Annotated in this window: 23 protein-coding genes and 1 tRNA gene; 18 read left to right on the forward strand and 6 right to left on the reverse strand. The window is 33.4% G+C overall.

What is annotated here, in order from left to right; all coding sequences use genetic code 11:
• The first annotated feature begins 10 nt into the window (after positions 1-10).
• Positions 11-1,495 (forward strand): aminotransferase class V-fold PLP-dependent enzyme, encoded by a 1,485-nt coding sequence (locus ACIQ2L_RS09970; protein WP_396158319.1) that lies wholly within the window; start codon positions 11-13, stop codon positions 1,493-1,495.
• A 32-nt stretch (positions 1,496-1,527) separates the two neighbouring features.
• Here the strand turns inward: ACIQ2L_RS09970 and ACIQ2L_RS09975 are convergent, their stop codons facing one another.
• On the reverse strand, positions 1,528-2,400 hold the full coding sequence (locus ACIQ2L_RS09975) for a lysophospholipid acyltransferase family protein (RefSeq protein WP_396158321.1): 873 nt from the start codon (positions 2,398-2,400) through the stop codon (positions 1,528-1,530).
• 102 nt (positions 2,401-2,502) lie between these two features.
• Here ACIQ2L_RS09975 and ACIQ2L_RS09980 point away from each other — a divergent pair, with 102 nt between their 5' ends.
• Both ACIQ2L_RS09980 and ACIQ2L_RS09985 read left to right on the forward strand, forming a co-directional pair.
• Positions 2,503-3,132: a rhomboid family intramembrane serine protease gene (locus ACIQ2L_RS09980; protein ID WP_396158323.1), complete on the forward strand. Its 630-nt coding sequence runs from the start codon at positions 2,503-2,505 to the stop codon at positions 3,130-3,132.
• 51 nt (positions 3,133-3,183) lie between these two features.
• Positions 3,184-3,876, forward strand: coding sequence for an SIMPL domain-containing protein (locus ACIQ2L_RS09985; protein WP_396158325.1), 693 nt, complete (start codon positions 3,184-3,186; stop codon positions 3,874-3,876).
• 280 nt (positions 3,877-4,156) lie between these two features.
• Here the strand turns inward: ACIQ2L_RS09985 and ACIQ2L_RS09990 are convergent.
• From ACIQ2L_RS09990 to ACIQ2L_RS10010, 5 genes are all read right to left on the reverse strand, one after another.
• A tRNA-Tyr gene (locus ACIQ2L_RS09990) sits at positions 4,157-4,237 on the reverse strand.
• 150 nt (positions 4,238-4,387) lie between these two features.
• Positions 4,388-4,816 (reverse strand): TlpA family protein disulfide reductase, encoded by a 429-nt coding sequence (locus tag ACIQ2L_RS09995; RefSeq protein WP_396158396.1) that lies wholly within the window; start codon positions 4,814-4,816, stop codon positions 4,388-4,390.
• Positions 4,813-5,541, reverse strand: coding sequence for a DUF4369 domain-containing protein (locus tag ACIQ2L_RS10000; RefSeq protein ID WP_396158327.1), 729 nt, complete (start codon positions 5,539-5,541; stop codon positions 4,813-4,815). The genes ACIQ2L_RS09995 and ACIQ2L_RS10000 overlap by 4 nt, the downstream gene beginning before the upstream one ends.
• Positions 5,542-5,622: 81 nt before the next feature.
• Positions 5,623-7,035, reverse strand: a complete 1,413-nt coding sequence (locus ACIQ2L_RS10005) for a rhodanese-like domain-containing protein (protein ID WP_396158329.1) — start codon at positions 7,033-7,035, stop codon at positions 5,623-5,625.
• A 97-nt stretch (positions 7,036-7,132) separates the two neighbouring features.
• A complete protein-coding gene (locus tag ACIQ2L_RS10010; protein ID WP_396158331.1) occupies positions 7,133-7,924 on the reverse strand; it encodes a sulfite exporter TauE/SafE family protein in 792 nt (263 codons plus the stop codon).
• A 190-nt stretch (positions 7,925-8,114) separates the two neighbouring features.
• Here ACIQ2L_RS10010 and ACIQ2L_RS10015 point away from each other — a divergent pair, with 190 nt between their 5' ends.
• From ACIQ2L_RS10015 to ACIQ2L_RS10085, 15 genes are all read left to right on the forward strand, one after another.
• The gene (locus tag ACIQ2L_RS10015) at positions 8,115-10,070 is read left to right on the forward strand and encodes an endonuclease (RefSeq protein WP_396158333.1); all 1,956 of its coding nucleotides are present in this window, start codon (positions 8,115-8,117) and stop codon (positions 10,068-10,070) included.
• Positions 10,071-10,081: 11 nt separating this feature from the next.
• Positions 10,082-10,507, forward strand: coding sequence for a hypothetical protein (locus tag ACIQ2L_RS10020; RefSeq protein ID WP_396158335.1), 426 nt, complete (start codon positions 10,082-10,084; stop codon positions 10,505-10,507).
• 995 nt (positions 10,508-11,502) lie between these two features.
• Positions 11,503-12,228, forward strand: a complete 726-nt coding sequence (locus ACIQ2L_RS10025) for a DUF3575 domain-containing protein (RefSeq protein WP_396158337.1) — start codon at positions 11,503-11,505, stop codon at positions 12,226-12,228.
• Between the two features lie 131 nt (positions 12,229-12,359).
• On the forward strand, positions 12,360-13,109 hold the full coding sequence (locus ACIQ2L_RS10030; protein ID WP_396158339.1) for a hypothetical protein: 750 nt from the start codon (positions 12,360-12,362) through the stop codon (positions 13,107-13,109).
• 422 nt (positions 13,110-13,531) lie between these two features.
• Complete coding sequence (locus tag ACIQ2L_RS10035; protein WP_396158341.1) at positions 13,532-14,200, forward strand: hypothetical protein; 669 nt, start codon at positions 13,532-13,534, stop codon at positions 14,198-14,200.
• A 12-nt stretch (positions 14,201-14,212) separates the two neighbouring features.
• Positions 14,213-14,377: a hypothetical protein gene (locus tag ACIQ2L_RS10040; protein ID WP_396158343.1), complete on the forward strand. Its 165-nt coding sequence runs from the start codon at positions 14,213-14,215 to the stop codon at positions 14,375-14,377.
• Positions 14,378-14,487: 110 nt separating this feature from the next.
• Positions 14,488-15,651 carry a formylglycine-generating enzyme family protein gene (locus ACIQ2L_RS10045; RefSeq protein ID WP_396158345.1) on the forward strand — a complete coding sequence of 388 codons (1,164 nt, stop codon included), beginning with the start codon at positions 14,488-14,490 and terminating at the stop codon, positions 15,649-15,651.
• A 26-nt stretch (positions 15,652-15,677) separates the two neighbouring features.
• Positions 15,678-16,205 (forward strand): hypothetical protein, encoded by a 528-nt coding sequence (locus ACIQ2L_RS10050; RefSeq protein WP_396158347.1) that lies wholly within the window; start codon positions 15,678-15,680, stop codon positions 16,203-16,205.
• A gap of 188 nt (positions 16,206-16,393) precedes the next feature.
• Complete coding sequence (locus tag ACIQ2L_RS10055; RefSeq protein WP_396158349.1) at positions 16,394-16,972, forward strand: Crp/Fnr family transcriptional regulator; 579 nt, start codon at positions 16,394-16,396, stop codon at positions 16,970-16,972.
• A gap of 205 nt (positions 16,973-17,177) precedes the next feature.
• The gene (locus tag ACIQ2L_RS10060) at positions 17,178-18,737 is read left to right on the forward strand and encodes an arylsulfatase (RefSeq protein WP_396158351.1); all 1,560 of its coding nucleotides are present in this window, start codon (positions 17,178-17,180) and stop codon (positions 18,735-18,737) included.
• A 95-nt stretch (positions 18,738-18,832) separates the two neighbouring features.
• Positions 18,833-19,861, forward strand: coding sequence for an HAD family hydrolase (locus tag ACIQ2L_RS10065; protein ID WP_396158353.1), 1,029 nt, complete (start codon positions 18,833-18,835; stop codon positions 19,859-19,861).
• A gap of 52 nt (positions 19,862-19,913) precedes the next feature.
• On the forward strand, positions 19,914-21,911 hold the full coding sequence (locus tag ACIQ2L_RS10070) for a hypothetical protein (protein ID WP_396158355.1): 1,998 nt from the start codon (positions 19,914-19,916) through the stop codon (positions 21,909-21,911).
• A gap of 229 nt (positions 21,912-22,140) precedes the next feature.
• A complete protein-coding gene (locus tag ACIQ2L_RS10075) occupies positions 22,141-23,259 on the forward strand; it encodes a BamA/TamA family outer membrane protein (protein WP_396158357.1) in 1,119 nt (372 codons plus the stop codon).
• Between the two features lie 52 nt (positions 23,260-23,311).
• Complete coding sequence (locus ACIQ2L_RS10080) at positions 23,312-23,998, forward strand: hypothetical protein (protein ID WP_396158359.1); 687 nt, start codon at positions 23,312-23,314, stop codon at positions 23,996-23,998.
• A 556-nt stretch (positions 23,999-24,554) separates the two neighbouring features.
• On the forward strand, positions 24,555-24,959 hold the full coding sequence (locus ACIQ2L_RS10085; protein WP_396158361.1) for a hypothetical protein: 405 nt from the start codon (positions 24,555-24,557) through the stop codon (positions 24,957-24,959).
• Positions 24,960-25,727 lie beyond the last annotated feature (768 nt).

A 25,727-nucleotide genomic window follows, 5' to 3' on the forward strand; every position in this document is an offset into this window, starting at 1 on the left:
TTATTACAGAATGATTACCATAGCGACGGAAACCAAATTAGAACATTATTTTCAGCAATTTCGAAAGAATATTATTGGGATTGACCAAGAGTTTGAAACACCTTTTGGGAAAAAGAAAATAGTGTATACTGATTGGACAGCAAGTGGAAGATTGTACCGCCCGATTGAAGAAAAACTGATGAATGATTTTGGTCCTTTTGTAGCCAATACGCATACTGAAACTACGATTTCTGGAACCGCTATGACCATGGCGTATCATGAAGCAAAACATATAATTAAGCGGCATGTAAATGCTAATGACAATGATGTTCTTATAAATACAGGAACAGGAATGACAGGCGTCGTGAATAAATTTCAACGTATTTTGGGTTTGAAAATTCCAGAAAACCTTAAAGATTTTGTTTCTATTCCTAAAGAGTTGAAACCCATAGTTTTTATTTCACACATGGAGCATCACTCGAATCAAACTTCTTGGTTAGAAACGATTGCGGATGTTGTGGTTATTCCGGCCAATGAAGAGGGATTATTTTGTTTAGATGAATTAAAAATTTTACTTGAAAAACACAAAGACAGAAGTTTTAAGATTGCATCAATAACCTCCTGCTCTAATGTGACAGGAATTCGAACGCCCTATCATGAAGTGGCAAAGCTGATGCACCAAAATAATGGCGTTTGTTTTGTAGATTTTGCTTGTTCGGGTCCTTATGTTTCGATTGATATGCATCCTGATGATGAACATTATTTAGATGCTATTTTCTTTTCACCTCATAAGTTTCTTGGTGGACCAGGAACTTCGGGTGTTTTGATTTTTAATGAGAATTTATACAATAATAATGTGCCTGATTGTCCAGGTGGCGGAACGGTTTCGTGGACAAATCCATGGGGTGAACACAAATACATCGACAATATAGAAGACCGTGAAGATGGCGGAACTCCCGGCTTTTTACAAGTTATAAAAACCGCGCTGGCCATTCAGTTGAAAGAGCAAATGGGTGTTAAAAACATTTTGGATAGAGAACACGAAATCGTTGAGTATGTTTTTTCGGAATTAGATGCAATCGACAATATCCACATTTTAGCTAACCAACATCAAGATAGGTTAGGAGTGATTTCGTTTTATATTGATGATTTACATTTTAATCTAGGAGTGAAATTATTGAATGATAAATTTGGTATTCAAACGCGTGGAGGTTGCAGTTGTGCCGGAACATATGGACATTATCTTTTGCACGTTGACCAACAGACTTCACATGATTTGATATGTCAAATTACTTCTGGTGATTTAATCAAAAAACCAGGATGGATTAGAATGTCCGTACATCCAACTACTACAAATGAAGAAATAACAATGGTTTGTGATAGTATAAAAGATTTAGCAACAAATCATAAAGATTGGTCAAAGGATTATGATTATAACATAAAAACCAATGAGTTTGTTCATAAAAACGACAACCATTCGGAAAAAGCAATGGTTAAAGATTGGTTCTCAATTTAAAATGCTGAATACTGCTTTCTGAAAACTGAACACTATTTTTTCTTGTGTTTCCAGCGTTTGTGCGTCCATAAATAAAATTCGGGTGCTTCCAGTATTTGTTTTTCTACTCTTCTCAAAAAGTCATCTGAGATTTCATAGTTAGGCACTTCTTTCGGATTATCAGCCATAAGCTCAAAAGTTGCTTCATAATAACCCCGTTTTACTTTTTTAGTTCTCAAAAAAAGAACATTGAGATCAAATCGTTTAGCAATCATTTCTGCCCCGGTATGAACGGGAGTTTCAATTCCCATAAATGGTCCCCAATGAAAAGTTTTGGAGGCTTGAGGAGATTGATCACTTGCAAAACCATAAACCCCTAAATGATTAGTTTTACTATTTTTTTCTATAATTGGAATAGTTTCCCGTGTAGTAATTAAAGTAGCTTTAAACTTGGAACGAATGTCTTTGACTAATTTATCAAAATACCTATTGTTGATTTTTTTATAGATACCATACCCTTCAAAAGTAATATAATAGTTCATTGAAACTGTCCATTCATAGGATGCATAATGCGCGCAAAGTAATGCAATGCTTTTTCCTTTTTTTTCCAAATCTAAATAAACGTCTAAATTGGTAAATACGTAACGCTTTTCCATTTCTTTTCTTGTGATACTCATTGTTTTTATCATTTCTAAAAACATATCACACAAATGATGGTAGAATTTTTTTTCGATAATGAATCGTTCTTTTTCAGATAAATGCGGTAATGCCATAGCAATATTTTGTCGAACCACTTTTTTGCGGTAGCCAATAATATTGTAAACCAAAAAACAAACGCAATCAGAAAATAGATAAAGCAATCGAAATGGAAGTATAGAAATCAACCAAATTATTGGATAGATAAAAATGAAAAGAATAAATTGCATCAATAGATATTTTATGCAAATATAAAGTTTATAGTTATTTTAACGTATTCTATTTAACAATTGCTAACGAAGTATTGTTATTTTTACGGAAATATTTTAATTATGTTCAACATATTTCTATTAGGTATCATTATAGCCAATGTTCTTATAAGTTTTAAAGGTTTTAAAGATCAATTATTTTTTAGAAAATACCAATTTCATGTAGGCAGTATTCGTGCCGGAGAACAATTAAGAATGGTTAGTTCGGGTTTTCTTCATGCAGACGAGTTGCATTTGGCTTTCAATATGATTACGTTATTTTTCTTTGCACCCTATGTTTATGAGTATTTAAACAATTTTTCGTTTCTGTTGGTATATTTTGCAAGTTTGATTTTCGGAAGCCTTCTGACAATGGTTTTTCACGGAAACGAATACAGTTACAGAGCTGTTGGAGCTTCGGGAGCGGTTACAGGAATCGTATATTCAGCTATACTTTTAGAGCCAAGAATAATGATTTACAGATTTATACCAGGTTATCTTTTTGGGATTCTTTATTTGCTTTATTCTATCTATGGAATGAAATCAAGAACAGATAATATTGGGCATACCGCTCACTTCGGAGGGGCCATTGGAGGATATGCGATTACTTTGATAAAAGATCCTGCATTAATTCAAGAGAATACTTTTGAAGTGATCTTATTAGCAATTCCCATTATCATTCTTTTTGTAATGGCAAGAATGGGGAAACTATAGTGGCATAACTTTTGAAAAAGGAAGAATCAAAACAATAAATAATAAAAAATTATGAAAAATGTAATTTTAGTAGTAGCATTATTTTTAGCTATTACAATTAAGGCACAAGACCAAAAACCTCAAGTTCCTCAAATCGCTGTTACTGGCGAAGGAAAGGTAAAAGTAATTCCTGACCAAGCAGTAATAAATGTTGGATTTCAAAACTCGGGTAAAGATTCTAAAGAAGTAAAAACTCTTAATGACGAAGTGGTAGATAAGGTAATTAAGTATTTAAAAAAATCGGGTATACCTGCTACTGATTATAAGACAAATAATGTAACCTTATATAAAAGTTATGATTATGAAAAAAAGAAACAAAATTTTCAAGCCAGTCAAACCTTAAGTATTACTCTAAAAGATTTGTCAAAATACGATGACATAATGATGGGACTTAATGATGCAGGTGTAAATACCATTAATGGAGTTGAATTCAAATCATCTAAAATGGAGGATTACGAAAGAGATGCACGAAAAAAAGCCATGCTACATGCCAAACAAAAAGCACAGGATTATGTTTCTGTTTTGGGACAAAAAGTAGGTAAAGCATTGCTTATCACTGATAATTCTCAAACCTATTTTCCGCAACCCATGTACAAAGGCGGAATGATGGCGATGGCTGCTGATAGCGCCGAAACTAAAGAAACTTTAGCGGTTGGTGAGTTGGAAGTGATTACAAATGTAAGTGTTACTTTTGCATTGGAATAAAAATTGTAACTATAATAAATAAAAAAACTCTATAAGAAATTGAGGAGTTTTTAATTTTATGGGGAGAGCAGGATTGCTTCGCCATCCTGAAAGCTACGCTTTGAAAATATATCAAACAAAAAAACGCTCAAGTGAACTTGGCGTTTTTCCTTATTGATGTATTTATTCGTGGGGAGAGCAGGATTGCTTCGCCATCCTTCAGAGCTACGCTCTGAAAATACATCAAACAAAAAAACGCTCAAGTGAACTTGGCGTTTTTCCTTATTGATGTATTTATTCGTGGGGAGAGCAGGATTCGAACCTGCGAAGTTCTCACAGCAGATTTACAGTCTGCCCTCGTTGGCCGCTTGAGTATCTCCCCATTGCTTTAACACAGTTGCAAATATAAAAACACTTTTTAGCTTGGCAAATAAATAAATAAGTATTTCACACTCCTTTTTTTAATCAATTGGTTTTTAGTGAAATAAAAAAATCTCCCGAAAGAGACTTTATTTATTATTGTTCACGCTACTTATTTTATTCCCAAAAGTTCTTTGATTTTACTTTTCAAGCGATCGCCGTACAAATCAATAGCAACAATTTTTCCGCTAGCATCCAACAAATAGGTTGTCGGAATTTGGGTGACATTGTATTGCAAAGCAATGGGGTCTTTCATTTCTTTTAAATTAGAAACCTGCGTCCAAGTTAACTTATCTTTCGCTATGGCTTCTTTCCATTTGGCAGCATCTTCATCTAATGAAACGCTAATGATGTTTAATCCTTTGTTATGCAACTCGTTATAAATCGCTACAACATTAGGATTTTCTTCTCTGCAAGGCGCGCACCACGATGCCCAAAAATCGATTAAAGTAACTTTTCCAAGACTTTGTTGTAAAGAAACCAATTTTCCATCTGGAGTTGGTGCTTTAAAATCTGGAGCTACTTGACCAACAGTTATTATTTTACTGCTGGCTTTTTTTTTGAAGCGTCGATACTTTCTTTAACCGCTTTTCCAGGTTTTGTTTTTTTCAAAGACGGATCAAATGAATTATATATACCTTCGATATCTTTTGAATATTTTGGGTTGTTAAGCATCATTTGTGTAATCAAAACACTGATGTATGATTTTGGATGAGATTTTGGATACCCAAAAGTATAATCAGAGATTGGTTTTTGAATTTCATCATATTCCTTTCTGATTCTATTCATAGTTGCCGTATCATTCTTTTGTTGTGCCTCATTCATTACCGCCATGTTTTTCATTTGAAAAGCCATAGCAGGCTTTTGAATTTTCTTTTGAAGTTTATTTGACTCTTCATTGAATTTGCTGAATTCTTCATTACTGTACGTACCCGCTAATTTTGATTTGAAAAGACTGTCTTTGTCAACGGTGATTCGAATTTCTCCACCTTCAAGGATGAAAGGAACTTTGCCACTTACTTTTTCAATTTGTAAGAAGTGAATTTCTGGTTCCGTAGTTTTTCCTTTAATTTCAAATTTTCCATCAACAATTTTTACTGTATCAATTGCCTGTGAACCCATACCCATTGGACTTTGTTTTTCTAGATAAACCAATCCAGTTTTCATTCCCTTTACAGTTCCAGTAATTTCATATTCACCTTCTGCTAAGTTTTTACAGGAATAAAGTGCTACAGCAACGGCTACTAAAAGAATTATTTTTTTCATTTTTTTGTTTTAAATTTTTAATGAATGCAAATGTATTTAATTTGGGTATTTTATACGTACTAATTTTACTTTTTTTACAATTTATTTTTTACTTGATGGACATTGAAATTGAGTGCAACTCGCGTTTGTTTGTTTAATGCCACTCATTCCTTTTTCAACATTTATGATATTGTGAATTCCTCTCGATTTTAAAATCGATGCCATGATAACCGAACGATAACCACCTAAACAATGCAAAAAGAAATCGTTGTCTTTTGGGACACTTTGAAAGTTTTCATTTAGAGTATCTAACGGAATGTTTATGGCATTAGTAACATGTTCGGCATCATATTCCCCTGGTTTTCGTGCATCAATAATTATACTCTTTGCGTCTAATTGATTTGCAAAATCTTCGGGTGTAATAGAATGGATACTGTCGGTTTCAAATCCTGCTGCTTTCCATGCGTCAATTCCACCTTTAAGATATCCTAAAACATGATCAAATCCAACGCGTGACAATCTTGTAATGGTTTCTTCTTCTTTTCCTTCGGGAGTAACCAAAAGTAATTTTTGATTTACATCTCTTAATAATGAGCCAACCCAAGGAGCAAAATTTCCTTGTATTCCGATAAATATCGAATTTGGAATGTGGGCTTTTACAAAATCATTTTCATGTCGAACATCCAAAACAATAGCATCACCTTGATTCGCTACCGCTTCAAACTCTCTTGGAAAAAGACCAATGTAACTCTTGTTGATTATACTGTCTAAACTATCGTATCCTTTGATGTTCAATAGTACATTTTGAGGAAAATAGGCGGGCGGAAGTCCCAAACCATCTAATAATTCTTTGGTAAACTCTTCTTTGGTCATGTCAGCTCGTAAGGCATAATTAGTTCTTTTTTGATTGCCCAACGTATCGGTAGTTTCTTTACTCATATTTTTACCGCAGGCACTGCCGGCACCATGACTTGGAAAAACGATTAAATCGTCAGCTAATGGCATGATTTTATTACGCAAGGAATCAAATAAGTACCCGGCTAATTTTTCTTGAGTTAAATCTTCAACTAAGGCTTGAGCCAAATCGGGTCTGCCAACATCTCCAATAAACAGCGTATCACCTGTGATGATTCCGTAATGTTTTCCGTTTTCATCAATCAGAAGATAGCAGGTACTTTCTAGTGTATGACCTGGAGTGTGTATTGCTTTTATGGTATAATTTCCAACTTTAAATTCTTGATTGTCGGTTGCAATTATAGCCTTAAATTCGGGATTTGCAGTTGGTCCAAAGACAATTTCACCACCACTTTTCTTTGCTAAATCGATATGTCCCGAAACAAAATCGGCATGAAAATGTGTTTCAAAAATATAGTTTATTTTGGCATTATCTTTTTGAGCTCTATCTAGATAGGGTTGTACTTCACGTAGTGGGTCAAAAATGGCAGCTTCTCCGTTATTTTCAAGATAATAAGCAGCTTGGGCAATACATCCAGTATATATTTGTTCTATTTTCATGATAAAAAAAGTTTTAATTTATAACCAATCAACCAAAATGTTTGAGGTTGCAAAATTAGAGATTAGTAAACAAAATGAGTGAAGAATTTAGAATAGTTTATGAAAAAATCTCTTTATAAAAAATGAATAGTGACATTAATAAAACAAAAATACCAAATATTTTTTTCAAAAGTTTTTCGTTGATAAAGTGTTGAATGTAGAGACCAATAAAAATTCCAATTACAGAAATAGTCGTGAAAGTGCACAGAAACCACCAATCAATTACCGTATTTTGAACATCGCCAAGAAATCCTATTAAGGAGTTGATCGTGATAATTAATAATGATGTTCCTATGGCTTTTTTCATTGGTAAATTTGCAAATTTCAATAAGGCAGGAATAATTAAAAATCCACCACCAGCGCCAATCAATCCAATTAAAACCCCAACAAATAAAAGTTGAATACTAACAAAAACTAAGGGTTTTGTTTTAACAACAATTGCTTCCGTTTCTTTTTTTGTTTTTAACATCGAATAAGCTGCCATAAACATCACAACTGCAAAAAGAATCATTAAAAAAGTCGTTTTAGACAATTGGAACGAGCCAAAATAAAAAACAGTTTCCGGTATTTTTGGAACAATAAATTTACGAGTTACGTAGACTCCAATAACAGAAGGAATAGCAAATAATAGTGCTGTTTTTGGAACTACAAGTCCTTTTCTAAAATTCTGTATGGTTCCGAATCCGGAAGTTGTTCCAACAATAAATAAAGAATAGGCTGTTGCAATGATTGGATTATAATTAAGAATATAAACCAAAATAGGAACCGTAAGAATAGAACCACCGCCGCCGGTAATTCCCAATACTATTCCGATTAATAACGCTCCGAGATATCCTAAAAATTCTAACACTACTATTTATTAAATTGTAAAAATAATCTAATTGTGTGATAAAATAGGCGTTTAATTTATTCGTTCGTATTAATATTAAGTTTTTTCCTTACTAATTGTTTCAAGTACTACATAAATAGTTAATTCCTCTTGCTAATTATCATTTTCCTATTTCTTCTGAATATATTTGCAGTCCACAATTTAATGAATAATGCTAAAAAAAATACTATGGCTTATAGTACTGATTTCTTTTTCAGTACAAGCCCAAGTTGTTATTAATGAATTTGATTCTGATACACCCGGTTCAGATGACAAAGAATTCATAGAGTTAAAATCGGTTACCCCTAATTTCCCTCTAGATGGATATGTTCTTGTATTTTTTAATGGATCAGGAAGTCAAGCTAATTTAAGTTACTATGTTATTGATTTAGATGGATTAACAACGGATACAAATGGAAATGTAGTAATAGGTAATCAATTGGTTTCACCTGTTCCTAATAAAATAATTACCGATAGTATTTTTCAGAATGGTCCTGACGGCGTTGGCTTGTATCTCGGATCAGCTTCTGATTTTCCTAATTTGTCAATGGCAACTACCATAAATTTAATTGATGCTTTGGTATATGATACTAACGATGCTGATGCTACTACTTTAATGACTTCTTTAGGAGTAACTACTCAGATAGATGAAAATGCAAATGGTGCTCAAACTATACAATCTATTCAGCGTAATTATGATGGAACCTATGAAACAAAATTGCCTACTATTTCTGCCAATAATGATGGGAGCGGATTTATTTTTAATGGAATTACTATATCCATTTCAGCTACTCAAATTTCAGAAAGCCAGAATTTAAGTATAACATTTACTACGCAAACTCCAGTTATATCAAATTTGAATTTTACATTTACTTTGAATTCAGGTTCTATAAATAATTCAGACTTTTCGGGTTCAACTTCTGTTTTGATTCCAGTAGGAAGTTCAACTTTTACTACAGTTGTTACTTTTACAGATGACTCTTTAAACGAAGGTGATGAAATAGCTATTGTTAAATTTGGGTCATTACCTTCTAATTACAACAGAATTAATGATGCTGTCGAATGTAGAATTGTAGATAATGATTTTACTGTTGCCTCATTTGGAACACCGTTAAACCCAACTTATAGCACCGTGCAAAGTACGGCTCCAATCGGATATTATGACAGTATCGAGGGATTGTCTGGAACTGTATTAAAACAAGCGCTTCAAAATATAATTGCAAATCCAGCTGTAGTTCGTGCACACAATTATGGAGATATCATCGATATTTTAAAAATAGCAGACCAAAATCCTTTAAATAGTAATCAGGTATGGTTGATGTATGTTGAGCAACCAAGAGCAAAATTAGATTATCAAACAGGAAGCATAAGCACCGGAAAATGGAATAGAGAACATATTTATCCGCAATCGCGTGGTGGTTTTGCCGATGGCACTGAAGACACGCCTGATGGATTAAATATTTGGTTACCTACTAACGCTGATGATATTCTTGCAGGTCACGCCGATGCCCATCATGTTAGAGCTGAAGATGGACCTCAAAACACTACAAGAAGTAATCGTGATTATGGTCTTGACTATAACGGACCCGTTGGAAATTTGGGTTCTTGGAAAGGAGATGTTGCCAGAGCATTGTTTTATATGGCTGTACGCTACAATGCCTTGAGTGTTGTAAATGGAAATCCATCCGATACTACCGTTGGACAAATGGGTGATTTAGCTTCTTTATTGCAATGGAATACTCAAGATCGTGCTGATGATTTTGAAATGAATAGAAACAATTATATCTATACTTGGCAGGTGAACCGAAATCCATTTATAGATTATCCGCTTTTAGCAAATTATGTTTTTGGAGCCAATTTTGGTCAACCTTGGTTTGCCTCTTTATCAAATACTGATTATGAAGTTTCTAATGTTGTTTTGTATCCTAATCCAACCCAAGGAACTATTACTATTTTTGGTTCTACTACTGATGCAACAATCGAAGTGTTTTCTACTCTGGGACAAAAAGTTTTTGAGCAAAATTTTACGGGAGAAACCAATATTAATCTAAATCTTGCCTCTGGAATTTATATGGCGAAAATAACTTCGAATGGTAAATCTGAAGTCAAAAAGCTAATAATACATTAATTATTCAAACGGTGAGAGACAGTTTAAAAAATCTTCCTGTATATACCAAAGCTGAAGAGATTTTTCAACTTACCGATGCACTTATAAAAACATTCCCTGCAGTTGATGAGTTTCTACAAGAAACTACGATAAAATTCCTGTTGGAAGACGCCATGATTATTCTAGCTAAAATTTCAAATGCAGAAGCTGTAGAATTGTACGATTTAAAAATGGAAAATGCGGCAATTATTCGTAAAGCTGCAAGAGAATTATATGTTAACGTTGGAAGTTTGCGGTTTGAAGAAAAAGTAGAGAACAAAGAATACATTGAGTTACTTCGCAATGAAATTGATGAGTTTCGATTACTATTTATTGATTGGGTAGCCGGATTCGATGCATGGAACTACATAATTGATTCATTGGGGTTTATTCAATCCGCCTGGAGTCTCTGCACATGATAAAGATCCCGAAGATGATATTCCAATCAATCTAAAAGATTTTTTTGAAGATCTGGATTTGGATGATCAGGATCAAGACGTGTAAGCATTATTCTTTTCGACACATTTATTTGCTGGTACAAAGCATAACTTAAATGGATTAATTTTTTAGCTATGTAGGTTGAACAACAAATAAGCAACATAAACTTTAAAATTGGTGTCAAAAAATAGAAAGTATTTTGTTTTAGTAGAGAGTAGTTCAATAAATTATATTTATTGTATCAAAACATTGCAGTAATACTTTTATTGCAATGTCGCAACGTAATGCAATTTAGATTTAGTTAATTGGTCTTCAAAATACTTACAATATACATTAGACAAACATATTGCAGATTTTTTACGTGTCACACTTCTCTCCATAAAAAGAATAAAGAACACTAAACAAAAAAACATCAAATGATATTTTTTTGGGAATAGTTATCTGTTAGATTTGTACGTGTGTTACTGGATCTTCAAATTTATTGCAGCTTATCATAAGACGCATTAATGATTCTTTTTATTACCGAGGTATTTTATTAATGATAATCTAAAGATACAATATTGTATTACTTAGTTAGCAAATATCACGTAATGAAAGACTTTTAAGAACCGTATAGATGCGTAATAATCAATTAGATTATCTTACAAGTAAAGTAAAAAGAGTGTCAAAGAGAAGGTTTATTTGTCGAAATGATTTCGAATTCATTGTTGTATTGGGCTTAGGTGGCTGTAAAGCAACTTTTTTATAAAACTGATAAACAAAGTTCACCTAAATAATTAAGGAATGGTCTATTAACAGACGAACAAAAGAAAAGAAATGTCAAAAAATCAATTTTGGAACCCAATAGTAATAATTGAAAATTTTGTATCAGTTTGATTATTTTTTTTTAGATTTGTTATAATAGCGGAAAAAACATTTTAACACCTTAAGTACTATAATCTATTTGTTATTCTCCAAAACTAAACGGACTAATCACATGAAAAAACTATTTTTTGCAACAATTATCGTATTTAATGTCCTCATAACACAAAGTCAAAACCAAAGTGATTTGATGGGGTCAAAAAACCAAATAGGTTTAAAAGTAACCGATGTAGCTAACGGGACACTTCAATTAAATTACGAACGCTTGCTGGGAAAGCATATTTCTGTAAACTTAGGAATTGGTTTTAAAGGGCAAGAAGGTTTAGTTCGTTTATCCGGATTGGATACGGAACAATTAAAGACCAATGACATTACCTATTCGGGCTTTAAAATAATTCCAGAAGTGCGCTATTATATCAATAAAACGCAAACAAATAAACTGGATGGATTTTATTTTGGTGCTTATTTAAAATATACTAAGTTTCAATCCGATCTTAATGGTACATATATTAATGATGCTCAAGAGACTTTTACTCTAGAGTTTGACTCTGATTTTCAAGTGATATCTACTGGATTCATGGTTGGTTATAAATTGCCTTTATCCAAAAAATTCTTTTTAGATTTTTTAATTGCAGGTCCAGGAGCAGGTTTTTATAAATTTTCTTTTGTAAATAAGGAGGATTTGCCAGAAGAATTCTATGAGGATTTTAATGCGGCGTTAGATAATTATAGCATATTCGATTTGTTAAGTGGAGATTTTAGATTCAACTCCACAAATAAAAGTTCAGATTTTATTATGCCATCATTTAGGTGGGGCATCACATTGGCGTATTCATTTTAATCGAATCGAGTTTATTCAGCCATAAATGATATTCATTCTAAAAAGTTGACAGTCATTTAGCTTTAGAAATTTAGTCAAAAAACAGCAAAATAGTAATTGGTTACGTTTTTTTAAAATTATAGATTTTATACATGAAAAAGATAATTGTTTTAATAGTAGTGTATTGTATCTCCGCAGTAACCTATTCCCAAAACGACTCTGTTAAAGTTGAAAAAACCATTTCGGCATGGAAATTTGAAGTTACACCATACGCGTGGTTAGCTGGTTCAAGAGGTACAATTTCGTTTTTAGACGAAAGTGCCAATGTAGATGCCAAGTTTAAAGATGTATTAAGCAACTTAAAATTTGGAATGTTTATGCACGGAGAAGCTAAAAAAGGAAAATGGATTGTTTTTGGGGATCTAGTTTATATCGCAGCAGAGAAAACGGGAAAAATAGAATCAACCAATACCAATACTACGATTGAATTAAAGCAAACTCTTGCAGAAATTGGAAGCGGTTATAACCTTTTTGCCACTTTGGACAATTGGTTACTTATTGATGCCCTAGCAGGTCTTCGTTACTTTGAAATTGATAATTTTGTAAACGATGGGCAGCAACTCAATCTGGATAAAACTATTAATGTTACAGACCCTTTTGTTGGTATACGTTTTAGAACCGTTTCTGATCAATGGATTAATGGCGCTCGAATAGATGTAGGAGGCTTTGGTATTGGCTCTAAAATTAGTTGGAAAGCAAATCTTCTTGTTGGTTACCAATTTTCCGAATTATTATCTGTTTCCGCCGGCTATCAAGCCTATGGTATAGATTATGAAAAAGATAGTTTTGGGTTAAATCTTATTAGTTCAGGATTTGCCACGGGTTTAAATTTTAATTTTTAAATCCTTGTTAAACCATTTTTAATAACAATAAACATTTAAAATAGTAAATGTAAACACATGAAAACGATTATTACATTTTAAACTATTTTTTTTTAGTTTTGCTTCAAGTGTATAACCGCATAGAAATAGAATATTTTAAAGGTCAGTTTAATAAAGAAAAAATGGATGTAGTAGTGGAGTTTATGATTTTTTTTTCCAAAAGAAAGCGAAGCTTTTCGGCGTATTTATTAAACGCATGAGATCGAAAGGTAAGTAGACTTATGTTAAAAAAGAACTATAATAAATTATATAGAAAAGTAAAAGCGCTTCAATTTACAATGCTTTTTTTTCAATTTGAACAAGCACTTTAAACCGAAATTTAAAACCTGATTATGAAATTTTCCTATCAAATAACTTTAATCCATCTATAAATAATTAAAAAAATGAAAAAGTCTATCAGCTTAATAGCAATTGTATCAGTCATTATTTTGTTAAATGCTTGCTCAAGTGTAACAGTCTTAAATTCTTGGAAAGCAGATAACGCGAGTACTGTAAAAGAAAAAAATCTTCTTGTAATTGCAAGAACCGATAACAACACTGCACGAATCGCTTTTGAAAATGAAATTGTTAATCAGTTAACCGCTAAAGGAATAAAAGCAACCGCTAGTTTTACAAAATATCCAAAATTAAATCCAGATAAAAAAATTACTGACGAGAAAGCAGATATGATAAAATCAATGTTAAAGGATGCCGGATTTAACGGTGTTGTTTTAACAGTAATAAAAGAAACTCAAGAGCTTTCGAAAACAGTTACCGAAGGTGGTGGCTATGCTGGAGGTACTTATTACGGATATTATCCTAGATATTATGGTGGTTTTTATGGTTATTATTACAATCCTATGTCTTATTCTACTTTGGGTAATTACGTTGAGCAAACTTCTACAACGTACACATCAAAAAATTACATTTTAGAAACTGTAGTTTATAATCTTGATGAACCCGAAGAAAAACAGTTAGTAGCTGTGGTTACTTCAAAAATAGAAGAACCAGAAAATGCTGCGAAAGCAGCCAAACAATATGTCAGAGCAATTTCAAAAAGTTTTGACAATTAAATAACAAATAGTATGAAAAAGGGTCTTTTAAAAATATTCCTTTTGAGTGTCATTTGCTTTTCTCAACTTGTTACAGTGCAAGATTTGACCAAAGAAAAGCCACAAGAAAGCACTGAAGCATTGACCAAAATTGGCAAACCCTATTTCCAACTTAATGAATGTCACTTTTCAAAATAATACCGATTTTAGTATAGGACCAAATAGTGCAAAAGCAGATCTGGGAATAAGAGTTCGTAGCGTTTTTCTTTTCCCCAAATAAATAGTTTTTTGAAAAACTAAAATTAAATATGAAAAAAACAAAACTAATTATTATTTATGCCTTTGCATTATGTATTGCCATTGCTTGTAAAAATAACGAAAAAGACACCAAACAGTCATTAAAAAGTAAAGATGTTCCCTGTTGTAGTTCAGTTAGCAGAGTCTCAGCAATTGTTTCAAATAAATCTCTTGCCACAAACATTGAATTAGCAAAAGATTATGAAGGTATGATAAGAATTTCCGGTGGTATTTTTGACATGGGAGGAGACTTGCCTTCTGGTTTTGAAGGGATGCCTAAAACAGCATTGCCGCAAGGAGATGAACTACCAAAACACAAAGTTAAAATAAGTGATTTTTGGATGGACGAACACGAAGTGACCAACGCCCAGTTTAAAAAGTTTGTCGATGCTACTGGTTATATTACAGTTGCAGAACAGCCCATAAATTGGGAAGAGCTAAAAAAGCAAGTGCCAGACGGAACACCAAAACCTGCTGCGGAAGATCTTTTGCCAGGGTCATTAGTATTTCATTATGCAGATAAAAATGCAACAAAAGATAACATAGAAAATTGGTGGTCCTTTGTAAAAGGAGCTAACTGGCGGCATCCAAAAGGGCCAGGAAGTTCTATTAAGGGCTTAGACAATTATCCTGTTGTACATGTAAGTTGGTTTGATGCCGTTGCTTATGCAAAATGGGCTGGAAAACGTTTGCCAACCGAAGCTGAATATGAATATGCTATGCGTGGTAAATCGGCTAACAAAATGTATCCATGGGGTAATAAAAAAATAAATACAGGTGTTTTTTATGCCAATTTTCTACAAGGTGATTTTCCCTATCGCAATACAAAAGAGGACGGGTTTGAATATTTAGCACCAATAAAATCGTTTCCTCCTAATGGTTATGGACTATATGATATTGCAGGAAATGTATGGGAGTGGACTAACGATTGGTACAGCGCAAAATATTATTATGAATTAGATCAAACTGGAAAAATCACCATAAATCCAAAAGGTCCAAGTGAAGGTTTTGAAGTATATAATAATTTCGTAAAAAATAAATCTATAAGAGGAGGTTCTTTTTTATGCCATGACAATTGGTGCTCCGGATATAGGAATGCCAGAAGAATGCGAAATACACCCGACACATCCATGGAGCATCTTGGTTTTAGATGTGTAAGAGATGCAATTAAGTAATATTTTTTTATTAAAAATCAAGTCTCATGAAAAAAATTATTGGTGCAATTTTAATTGTTTTTTTTCTCTCAAATGCCATTTATGCTCAAGAAACAGAAGCAGAAGCGGAGGGTAAGAAGCATAAGATAGCCTTTGTTTTCGGATACACTCATATTCCATCCGCTTTTGAAGAAGGGCAATCAAAAAAAGATATTTATGTTCCGACCATTGGCCTTGATTATATGTATCAATTAAACGAAAAATGGAGCTTTGGTTTTGCCTTAGATTTAGAATTAGGAAATTATTTGGTTAGGTATAATCGTCAAGATTTAGATAGAGAAAATGCACTTGTAACGGCTGCTTTGGTTGGGTATGAAATTGCACCTCGATGGGGAGTTCTTTTAGGACCAGGTATAGAATTTGAAAAAAATAAGAATTTGTTCATTATTCGTTCTGGTGTAGAATACGAATTTGATCTCGGACAAAATTGGGGTCTTTTTCCTTCAATAAATTATGATTTTAAGCAAGAATACAACACTTGGTCTATTAATATCGGTTTATGCAAACGAATATAACAATAACATTTAAAATTTGATATTTGTAGTTTTTTTTTATATCTATGTTGTCAATTTAAATGAAGTTATAGTCAATTACCTTTTTGAGCGGTTGTAGCTCTCAAAATTGCAATGAATTACAATTTTTAAAGTAGTATGCAATTGCTTTTCTCATAACGCTTAATTTATAAACATTAAAAAAATAATTGATGAGGCTCTCGGAAGTACATATCAAAGAATTAGTAACATTATATTTTCCTAATTTTGAACCTAAAGGAATTGATGTTTTTTTAGCTATAAGCACTTATGGTAAAGCAAAAAACAAAGAAATTATTTTTAAAAGTGGAAGGTCTGATAAAACTTTGTTATTAATTTTAATAGGATCTGCTAGAGCCTATCAAATTAGCAAAGAAGGAAAGGAAATAACAAACCACATCAGATCCGAAGGGCATATTTTTGGTGAAGCTTTAGTCTTTAGTGACCAATTACAAATGTTAGATATTGAAGCGATTGGCGAGGTTCATTATCTTAAGTTCGACGTTGGTGAATTGGAACAACTTTGTTATAAAAATGATGAACTTATGAAGTTCTACCTTGGTTTTCTGAAAGATACCATTTTAGTATTTTCGCATCGCATCAATTCGTTTGTTGCAATGACCCCAAAGGAACGCTATTTAGATTTGATTAAATGGAATCCCAAATACTTAGAATCTACATTCGACAAACACATTGCAGGTTTTTTAGGAGTTACTCCGCTTACAATACATAGAATAAAGAAATCTAAGTAAAGACCTATCAAATGATATTTTTTTTTATTTAAGTATGTGCGTAATTTGTAATAAGTTCTTGATTAATGAAATTCATTTAAAATTACTCAAAAAAGAATTAATGTTGTAGACTATTGGATAATTTTTTAGAATTTAAATTTAAAGATACTTTACTATAATCTCTTCACTAGCTTTTATCAATTAATCCATTATAAATAATTAAACTATGAAAAAAACAGTTTTCACATTACTTTTAGTTGCATGTTTTGTGTCCTCTCATGCACAAAAAACAAAAAAACCAAACATTTTAGTGATTTGGGGTGACGATATTGGTACTTGGAATATCAGCCATAACAACCGTGGTATGATGGGGTATAAAACACCAAATATTGATAGGATTGCTGATGAAGGAGTAGGTTTCACTGATTATTATGCACAACAATCGTGTACCGCGGGTCGCGCTGCTTTTATTGGTGGCTCCGTTCCTGTGCGTTCAGGGATGACCAAAGTTGGAATGCCAGGTGCTTCGGAAGGTTGGCAACAATCAGATGTTACTATGGCAACGGTGCTAAAAGGACAAGGGTATATGACTGGACAATTTGGTAAAAATCATCAAGGAGATCGTGATGTCCATCTTCCGACAATGCACGGTTTTGACGAGTTTTTTGGAAATTTATACCATTTAAACGCGGAAGAAGAACCTGAAAATTTTGACTATCCTACAAACTTGAAATTAAAAGATGGTAAAACTTTCGCTGAAAAGTATGGGCCACGAGGTGTAATTCACAGTTATGCTGACGGTAAAGGTGGGCAACGTATTGAAGATACAGGACTATTGACAAAAAAACGAATGGAAACTATTGATGACGAAAGTATTGCCGCAACTAAAGCGTTTATTAAAAAGCAAGTAGCAGATGGAAAACCATTTTTTACTTGGTGGAACGGTACACGGATGCATTTTAGAACCCATGTCAAAGCAGATAGACGTCATCCTGGTAATGATGAATATACTGATGGTATGATTGAGCACGATATGCATGTAGGTCAGTTATTGGACCTTTTAGACGAGTTAGGCATTGCTGATAATACAGTTGTAATGTATTCTACAGATAACGGACCTCATTATAATACTTGGCCAGATGCTGGTACGACTCCATTTCACGGTGAAAAAAATTCGAACTGGGAAGGGGCTTACCGAGTACCTGCTTTTATAAAATGGCCAGGTCATTTTCCAAAAAATGTAACGTTAAATGGGATTGTTTCTCATGAAGATTGGTTGCCAACGTTTGCGGCTATTGCTGGCGACACTACGGTAAAAGAACGGTTACTTAAAGGAACAACAATCAATGGAAGAACTTATAAAAATCATATAGATGGTTATAATCAATTAGATTACCTTACGGGTAAAGCAAAAGAATCTCCAAGAGAAGGATTTATTTATGTCAATGATGCTGGGTCAATTGCCGCATTGCGTTATGGTGATTGGAAAGCTACTTTTTTAGAAAATAGAGCAAAACAATTGCAAATATGGTTGGAACCTTTTGTTGAATTGAGAGCACCGCTATTAACAAATCTTCGTCGTGATCCTTTTGAGAAAGCATATGAAGGTTCTAATACCTATTATGATTGGTATATAGACAGAGCTTATATTTTAATTGCTATTCAAGGTTATGCATTTAATTTCCTTTCCACTTTTAAAGATTATCCACCGAGTCAAACCGCTGGTGATTGGAGTTTGAGTAAAGTAGAAAAGCAAATTGAACAAATGACATCTAAAAACCATTAAATTGTAAAATTAAATAACTATTAAATAGTAGCTATTTATTAAATATTTGAAGAATGGCAGCCAAAGGTTGCCATTCTTTTTTTAAAACAAAAATTATGAAAAAATCAGTATTTATTTTATTCGTTTTATTTTCATTGGTTGCTTGTAAAGACAATAGTGATACTAAAAAAGCAGTTGCAGCAGCTACTCAAAGCGACGTTGACCCGTTACCATCTTGGAATGATGTAGAAAGTAAAAAAAATATCACGGCCTACGTGCAAGACGTAACCAATTCCGAAAGTGCTAATTTCATCCCAGTAGGAGATCGTATTGCTACTTTTGACAATGATGGGAACTTATGGTCGGAACAGCCAGCTTATTTTCAATTATTTTTCGCAATAGACAGAGTTAAAGCGATGGCATCAAAGCATCCAGAATGGAAAAGCAAGCAGCCATTTAAGGCGGTTTTGGAAAATGACATGAATGAATTGGGAAAACAGGGCGAACTTGGTTTGCTTCAATTAGTAATGGCAACACATTCAGGCAACACAACTGAAGAATTTGAAGCAGATGTTCAATCTTGGGTAAAAACAGCATTGCATCCTACAAAAAAAGTAAGGTACGATCAATTGGTGTACCAACCTATGCTTGAATTACTCCAGTATTTGCGAGCAAACGAATTTAAAACCTATGTCGTTTCGGGTGGCGGAGTCGATTTTATGCGTGCTTTTATTCCCGAAATTTATGGCATTCCAAAAGAACAAATTATAGGAAGTCGCATCAAAACCGAATTCGATTATAACAATGGAAATCCGGTGATAAAAAGATTGCCATCCATTGATTTTATTGATGATAAAGAAGGAAAGCCATTGAATATTGAAAAAATTATTGGTAAAAAACCAGTGTTCGCTTCGGGTAATTCTGATGGCGATTTGCAAATGTTACAATGGACCGATTCAAACAATTACATTTCTTTTCAATTGTATTTACATCATACCGATTCCATCAGGGAATGGGCTTATGACAGAAATTCTCATATCGGCAAATTGGACAAGGGCTTAGATGAAGCAACCAAAAAAGGTTGGACCGTAATTGATATGAAAAATGATTGGAAACTAATTTACCCATTCGAATTAAAAAATTAACAAGGGAATATGTAGAAAAAAAAGGAACTACTAATATTGAAATACTTTAAGAATGAAACGTATTATTTTTTTATTAACTTTTGTTTTGATCCCAATGGGATTAGTAGCACAAGAGCAACAGGCGCAAGATTGGCCAAAAGATATTATTGCAGGTGAATATACCATCACATTATATCAACCTGAAAACACCTCATATATAGATAACAAATTAACCTCAAGTTTAGCGCTTGGTGTTAAAAAGCAAGGAGAGGAACCCGTTTTCGGCATGTTGTGGACTACGGCTATTCTTGATGTTGACAGAACAAGTAGGCAGGCTTCTTTGGCTTCGGTGAACATTGATGAAATACGGTTTCCTGATGAAGTTAAAGACGAGCAGAGATCCCAATTTCAAAATTTAATTAATACCGAAATTCCTAAATGGAATATTGAGTTTTCCTTAGATGATTTAATAGCAAGTTTGAAAGAAGTGAGCGTAACCACATCTGAATTGAATAATACTCCCCCAAAAATTATTTATGCGAATGAGCCAACAGCGCTTATTTTAATTGATGGTGAACCTAAATTGAAATCGGCAGAAAAGGGATATGAATTAGTTGAAAATACCGGTGCTTTTATTATTAAGGATGTTAAAAAGAATAATTTTTATTTAAAAGGTGGTGAATTTTGGTACCAATCACAAACCGCAGTCGGACCTTGGGAAACAGTAAAAAAAGTACCCTCTAAAGTTAAAAGTATTTCAAAAAAAGCAGCACCAGAAAAGCAAGACGATGAAGGCGAAACCGAAGATTATACTGGAGCTGCACCAAAAATAATAATGGTTAAAGAACCATCAGAATTAATTGTTTTTGATGGGGAGCCTAAGTACAGCCCGATTCAAAAAACCAACCTGCTTTTTGTTGAAAATACAGAAAGCAATATTTTTATGGATGTGCTATCTCAGACCTATTATGTGTTACTTTCGGGTCGTTGGTTCACAACAAAAGACATAAAAGGCGACTGGACTTATGTAGCTTCTGCAGCACTTCCGGAGGATTTTAAAAACATCCCAAGCGACAGTAAAAAGGCAAATGTATTAAGTAATGTTTCTGGAACAAAAGAAGCTAAAGATGCCGTTTATGATGCTCAAATTCCACAAACGGCAGCCGTTAAAAGGGATACTAAGGCAACTGAAGTAGTGTACAATGGAAATCCTGAATTTAAGGACGTTGAAGGTTTAAAATTACAATATGCAGTCAATACAGAAAGCGCTGTATTTAAAGACAATAGTACTTATTTTTTGTGTGATAATGCCATTTGGTTCAAATCAAATACGCCAAATGGTCCTTGGCAAGTAGCCGATGTGCGTCCAAATGACGTTGATAAAATTCCGGCCACTAATCCCCAATATAATACGAAGTACGTTTATATTTATGAAACCTCGCCAACAGTTGTTTATGTGGGCTACACGCCTGGTTATTACGGTACCTATGTTTACGGGCCGACAATCGTTTATGGAACCGGATTTTATTATAATCCATGGTATGGCGGGTTTTATTATCACCACCACTATTCCTATGGTTATGCAGTAATTTATAATCCTTATTATGGTTGGAGTTTTGGTTTTGGTTATGGATCTCCTTATTATTGGTATGGGCATTCTTATTGGGGTCATGGCTACCATTATTGGGGACCTCCGTATTACAGACCGCCTTATTATCACGGTGGGTATTACGGCAGACCCTCGCGACCTAGTTATAACGGAAGACCAGGTGTAAGTCATTTTGATAGGCCATCAACTAGGCCAACAACTAGGCCAGCAACAAGACCTTCAAATGGAAGCAGACCTTCAACACGTCCTGAAATTGGTGTCACCAGGCCTGCAACAAATGTGCCTGCAACACGCCCTGAAACTGGTGTTACTAGGCCTGCAACGAGGCCAAACTATTCGCCTAATACACGCCCGGCAACAAGTCCGAGTACACCAAGTTATAGTCCAGCGCCAAGGCCGACAAGCCGACCTGCAGCTAGACCTTCTGGTTCTTCGTTAAGCGGAGGAGGTAGAGGTAGATGATAGCTTGGCGTACTTTTGTAAATAGTAGTTTGATTAATTAAATAAAATTAAAATGACTTAGTTTGAAAAGCACAGTATTTCGATTCATGTTGCTATATTTACTTCGAATAACTCAGGTTCAAGTGTTACGTTGCATGACAAATTTGAGTGGTTTTCAAGGTTTATAATGGATCAGATCAATGGTTATGATATTAATTTCAAATAAAGCATTCACCGCAAATCAGCAATTTTGAACGATAAATTATACAAAGTTTTCTTTGGATGCCTTCTTGTGCAACAGTCTTTTGGACAGCCAACAAGTGTAGCTTTAGATTCAATATTGATGAGCTCTACGGATACCATAGCTATAAAGAAGATCACTTTTAACGGTTATCCGTATGTGTTTTATACTCCAGAGACGCAAGCTGCATTTGGTGGTGGTGGAATCTTATTATTTTACACAAAGAAAAATGAAAAATTGCGACCATCAAAAGTGGGTTTTGGAGCACATTATACAACCAATAAACAGTATAAATTTACATTGAATAATAGTATTTATTTCAAAGAAAATAAAATTGTTATACAAGCGCCATTAAGTTTTGGATATACAGAAGATAAGTTTTGGGGAGTCGGAAATCGAACGAGCGATACCGGTACGGAAACATATTTCAGAGAGGATTTTAAAGCACAGATTGAGTTACAAGTACCTCCTTTACTTTTTTTTGCAGACAGGACCGGATTTATTCTAGAGTATAATAAAACGGATATCTTAGATGCACAAGAGAATGAATACTTGAATAATGAGGAAGTGATAGGATTTAATGGGGGGAATTTATTTGGCATGGGATTTAACCTTGTGTGGGATAGAAGAGATAATATATTTTACCCAAGTTCTGGGCACTACCAATGTATAAAGTTTATTGTTTATCCAGAACCTAGTGATTTTGTGTTTACTTCTTTAGTGATGGACGTACGATACTATAAAAAAATATTTAAAAATCAGGTAGTGGCCACCAACTTCTATTTTAGCGGTGTTAGTGCTAATGCGCCCTTTTACAAGTTGCCAGCGTTGGGAGGTCAGTCACGGATGCGTGGTTATTTTGAAGGACGTTACAGGGCCAATAATTATGTACTGCTGCAATCGGAATACCGACAATACCTTACCAAAAAAATTGGTTTTGTTGCTTTTGCGGGATTGGGTGATGTAGCAACTGAAATTACAGATTTGGGTATCAAATATTTAAAATATAGTTTTGGCGGTGGATTGCGATATCTTTTTAATAAGAAAGAAAACGTTAATCTTAGAATGGATATAGGTATTGGTAAAGATGGAGCTGGTATTTATTTTGGAATAGAAGAGGCATTTTAAAATCTATCGAAAAACAGGAATCAATAATAAATTAGAAATAAAGAAATCAAAAATGAAACTAAAAAATTTTACTGTGTTAATTGTAGTTTTTGCATTTACATTGCAAAATTGTTCAAGTACTAAAGTCTTAAATGCATGGAAAGCGGAAGATGATATCGTTACTAAATTTAAATCCAAAAAAGTTTTAGTCATCGCTAGAACCGCCAATGATTATGCACGTTCTGCATTTGAGCTTGCTATAGCAAATGAATTGCGAAGTAAGGGAATAAAAGCAACCGAAAGCTATATGAAGGCGCCAAAAATAGATCCAAAAAAGGAAATGTCAGAAGAACGTATCGCATTCATAAAAAGTTTAATGGCTAGTGAAGGGTTTACCGCTGTAGTTTTAACAGTAATAAAGCAGAAAGATCAAACCACCACAAAATCTTTTAATGGTATTTATGTTGGAGCCACTTATGACAACTATTATCCTGGATATTATGGTGGTTTTTACAATTATTTTTCTTATCCGTATGCCTATGGTTCTTATTACGATTCATTTGGCGTTTATATTCCTATGTCCAGTTCTACCAACACAACTACAAATTATGTTTTAGAAACTGTAGTGTACAATTTAGATGAAGCAGAAAATAATCAACTTGTAGCGGTAGTTACAACAAGTATTAAAGATCCTAAAGAAGCCCATAAAACGGCGGAAGTTTATGTTAAGGAAATGATGCAAAGTCTTGAAAAAAAATAAATTTGGCTTTTAATGGATGCAATACATCGAGAATACTAATAATTATCACATTCTTTTTTTTAACTAATTTTTTTGCGCAAACCATAGGCATAACACCTTCTTTCGAACACCAGTTTGGAACTAAATTAAATTCTGGTCCGAATTATAAAAAGGGATTAAATGCAGGAGAGTCAAGCACAACGCTTATTGTTGGATTTGTTGGGGGTTTAGTAGACAGAATAAATAAATACCCGAATAACTAATCGTTTCTGTGGTCAAAATTTAATTAGAAAATTAATAGATATAATGTTATTTAATTTTTTTTTTTTATATTATACTTCCATTCCATAGCTTCGGTCAAAATGACACGATTCGACTAAAGAACAATGATACTCTTGTAGGCGAAATCAAATCATTATCGGCTGGTATTTTAACTATAAAAACTTCTTATAGTGACAAAGATTTTAGAGTTGAATTTAATAAGGTAAAGGCACTTAGCATTAGCCACAAATGCATAATTACCTTAACTAATGACAGGCGCTTTTACTGAAATCTCCGTTCGGAAAATTCTGGTAAATTGACAATTATTTTAGAAGACGGTAGTTCTAAACAATTCCAATTGAACGAATTGATTGCATTAGTTGAGGTCAACGAGTTATTTTGGAAACGATTCACCGGCAGTTTGGATTTAGGTTATAATTTCACAAGAGCTAATGAAAATGCTCAGTTTACCTTTTCAGGAAATTTAAAATTTGTTAGTGAAAAATGGCAAATCAAAAGCAATATTGACGTGCTAAATTCTTCTCAAGACAATGTGAAGGATGTTAAGCGGACAAATGCAATTTTAGAGACCAAAAGGCTACTACCAAAAAAAATGGTATTTGTTAACCGATGTTTCCTTTCTATCAAACACCGAGCAGGCACTATAAGGAAGGATCAGCCCCAGTTTAGGTTTAGGCAGATTCATAAAAAGCACGAATAAGCTTAACCTTGGTATAAATTGCGGAGCAACGTACAACATTGAGAATTATGAGGACAACTCTTTAAATAAAACTTCAACAGAAGCCTTTCTTGGTTTCAATTTTATTATGTAAGACTTCGAAGATTTCGATTTTAATACCGGTTTTAAATTTTATACTAGTCTGTCTGAAAAAGGAAGAGTTCGTACTGATTATAATTTTACCATTAAATACGATTTGCCATGGGATTTTTATATTAAAACGGATTTCACCTTTAATTATGATAATCAGCCAGCGGTCATTGGCGCTGACTTGGATTATATTCTCACCAGTGGTTTTGGTTATAAGTTTGATTAATTTCCTAATATTGATTTAAAGAAAGAGGATGACGTTACGTTACGAATATCAAAAAAAAATAGTACTATGGATGACAGTCAAAAAAAATAATTAGATATAATATGCGTTCTACAAAATTAAATTACCGATAATAAATTTATAGCGAATAACATGTAGTCATAAAATTAAATATACATATAAAAACTATTTTCAAATTTAGTATCGGAGTACTTCTTTATGTATATCAACAATTACAAAAATTTTTTTTGAAAGTGCATCTTACGCATTAGTCACAAATAGATAGGTAAAAGTTAGATCAGTCTTTTGAACAAGCTACCGATTACTTTTCGATACATAAAGTGGGATGTTATATATATTGGCTGCAACATGATGAGATACAAATGAGGAACACGGTTTTTTGACTGAAAATATTATACTACAGAAATTCGCACTTT

Origin of the sequence: Flavobacterium sp., assembly GCF_044369455.1 — a bacterium.
Classification (GTDB): Bacteria; Bacteroidota; Bacteroidia; order Flavobacteriales; family Flavobacteriaceae; genus Flavobacterium.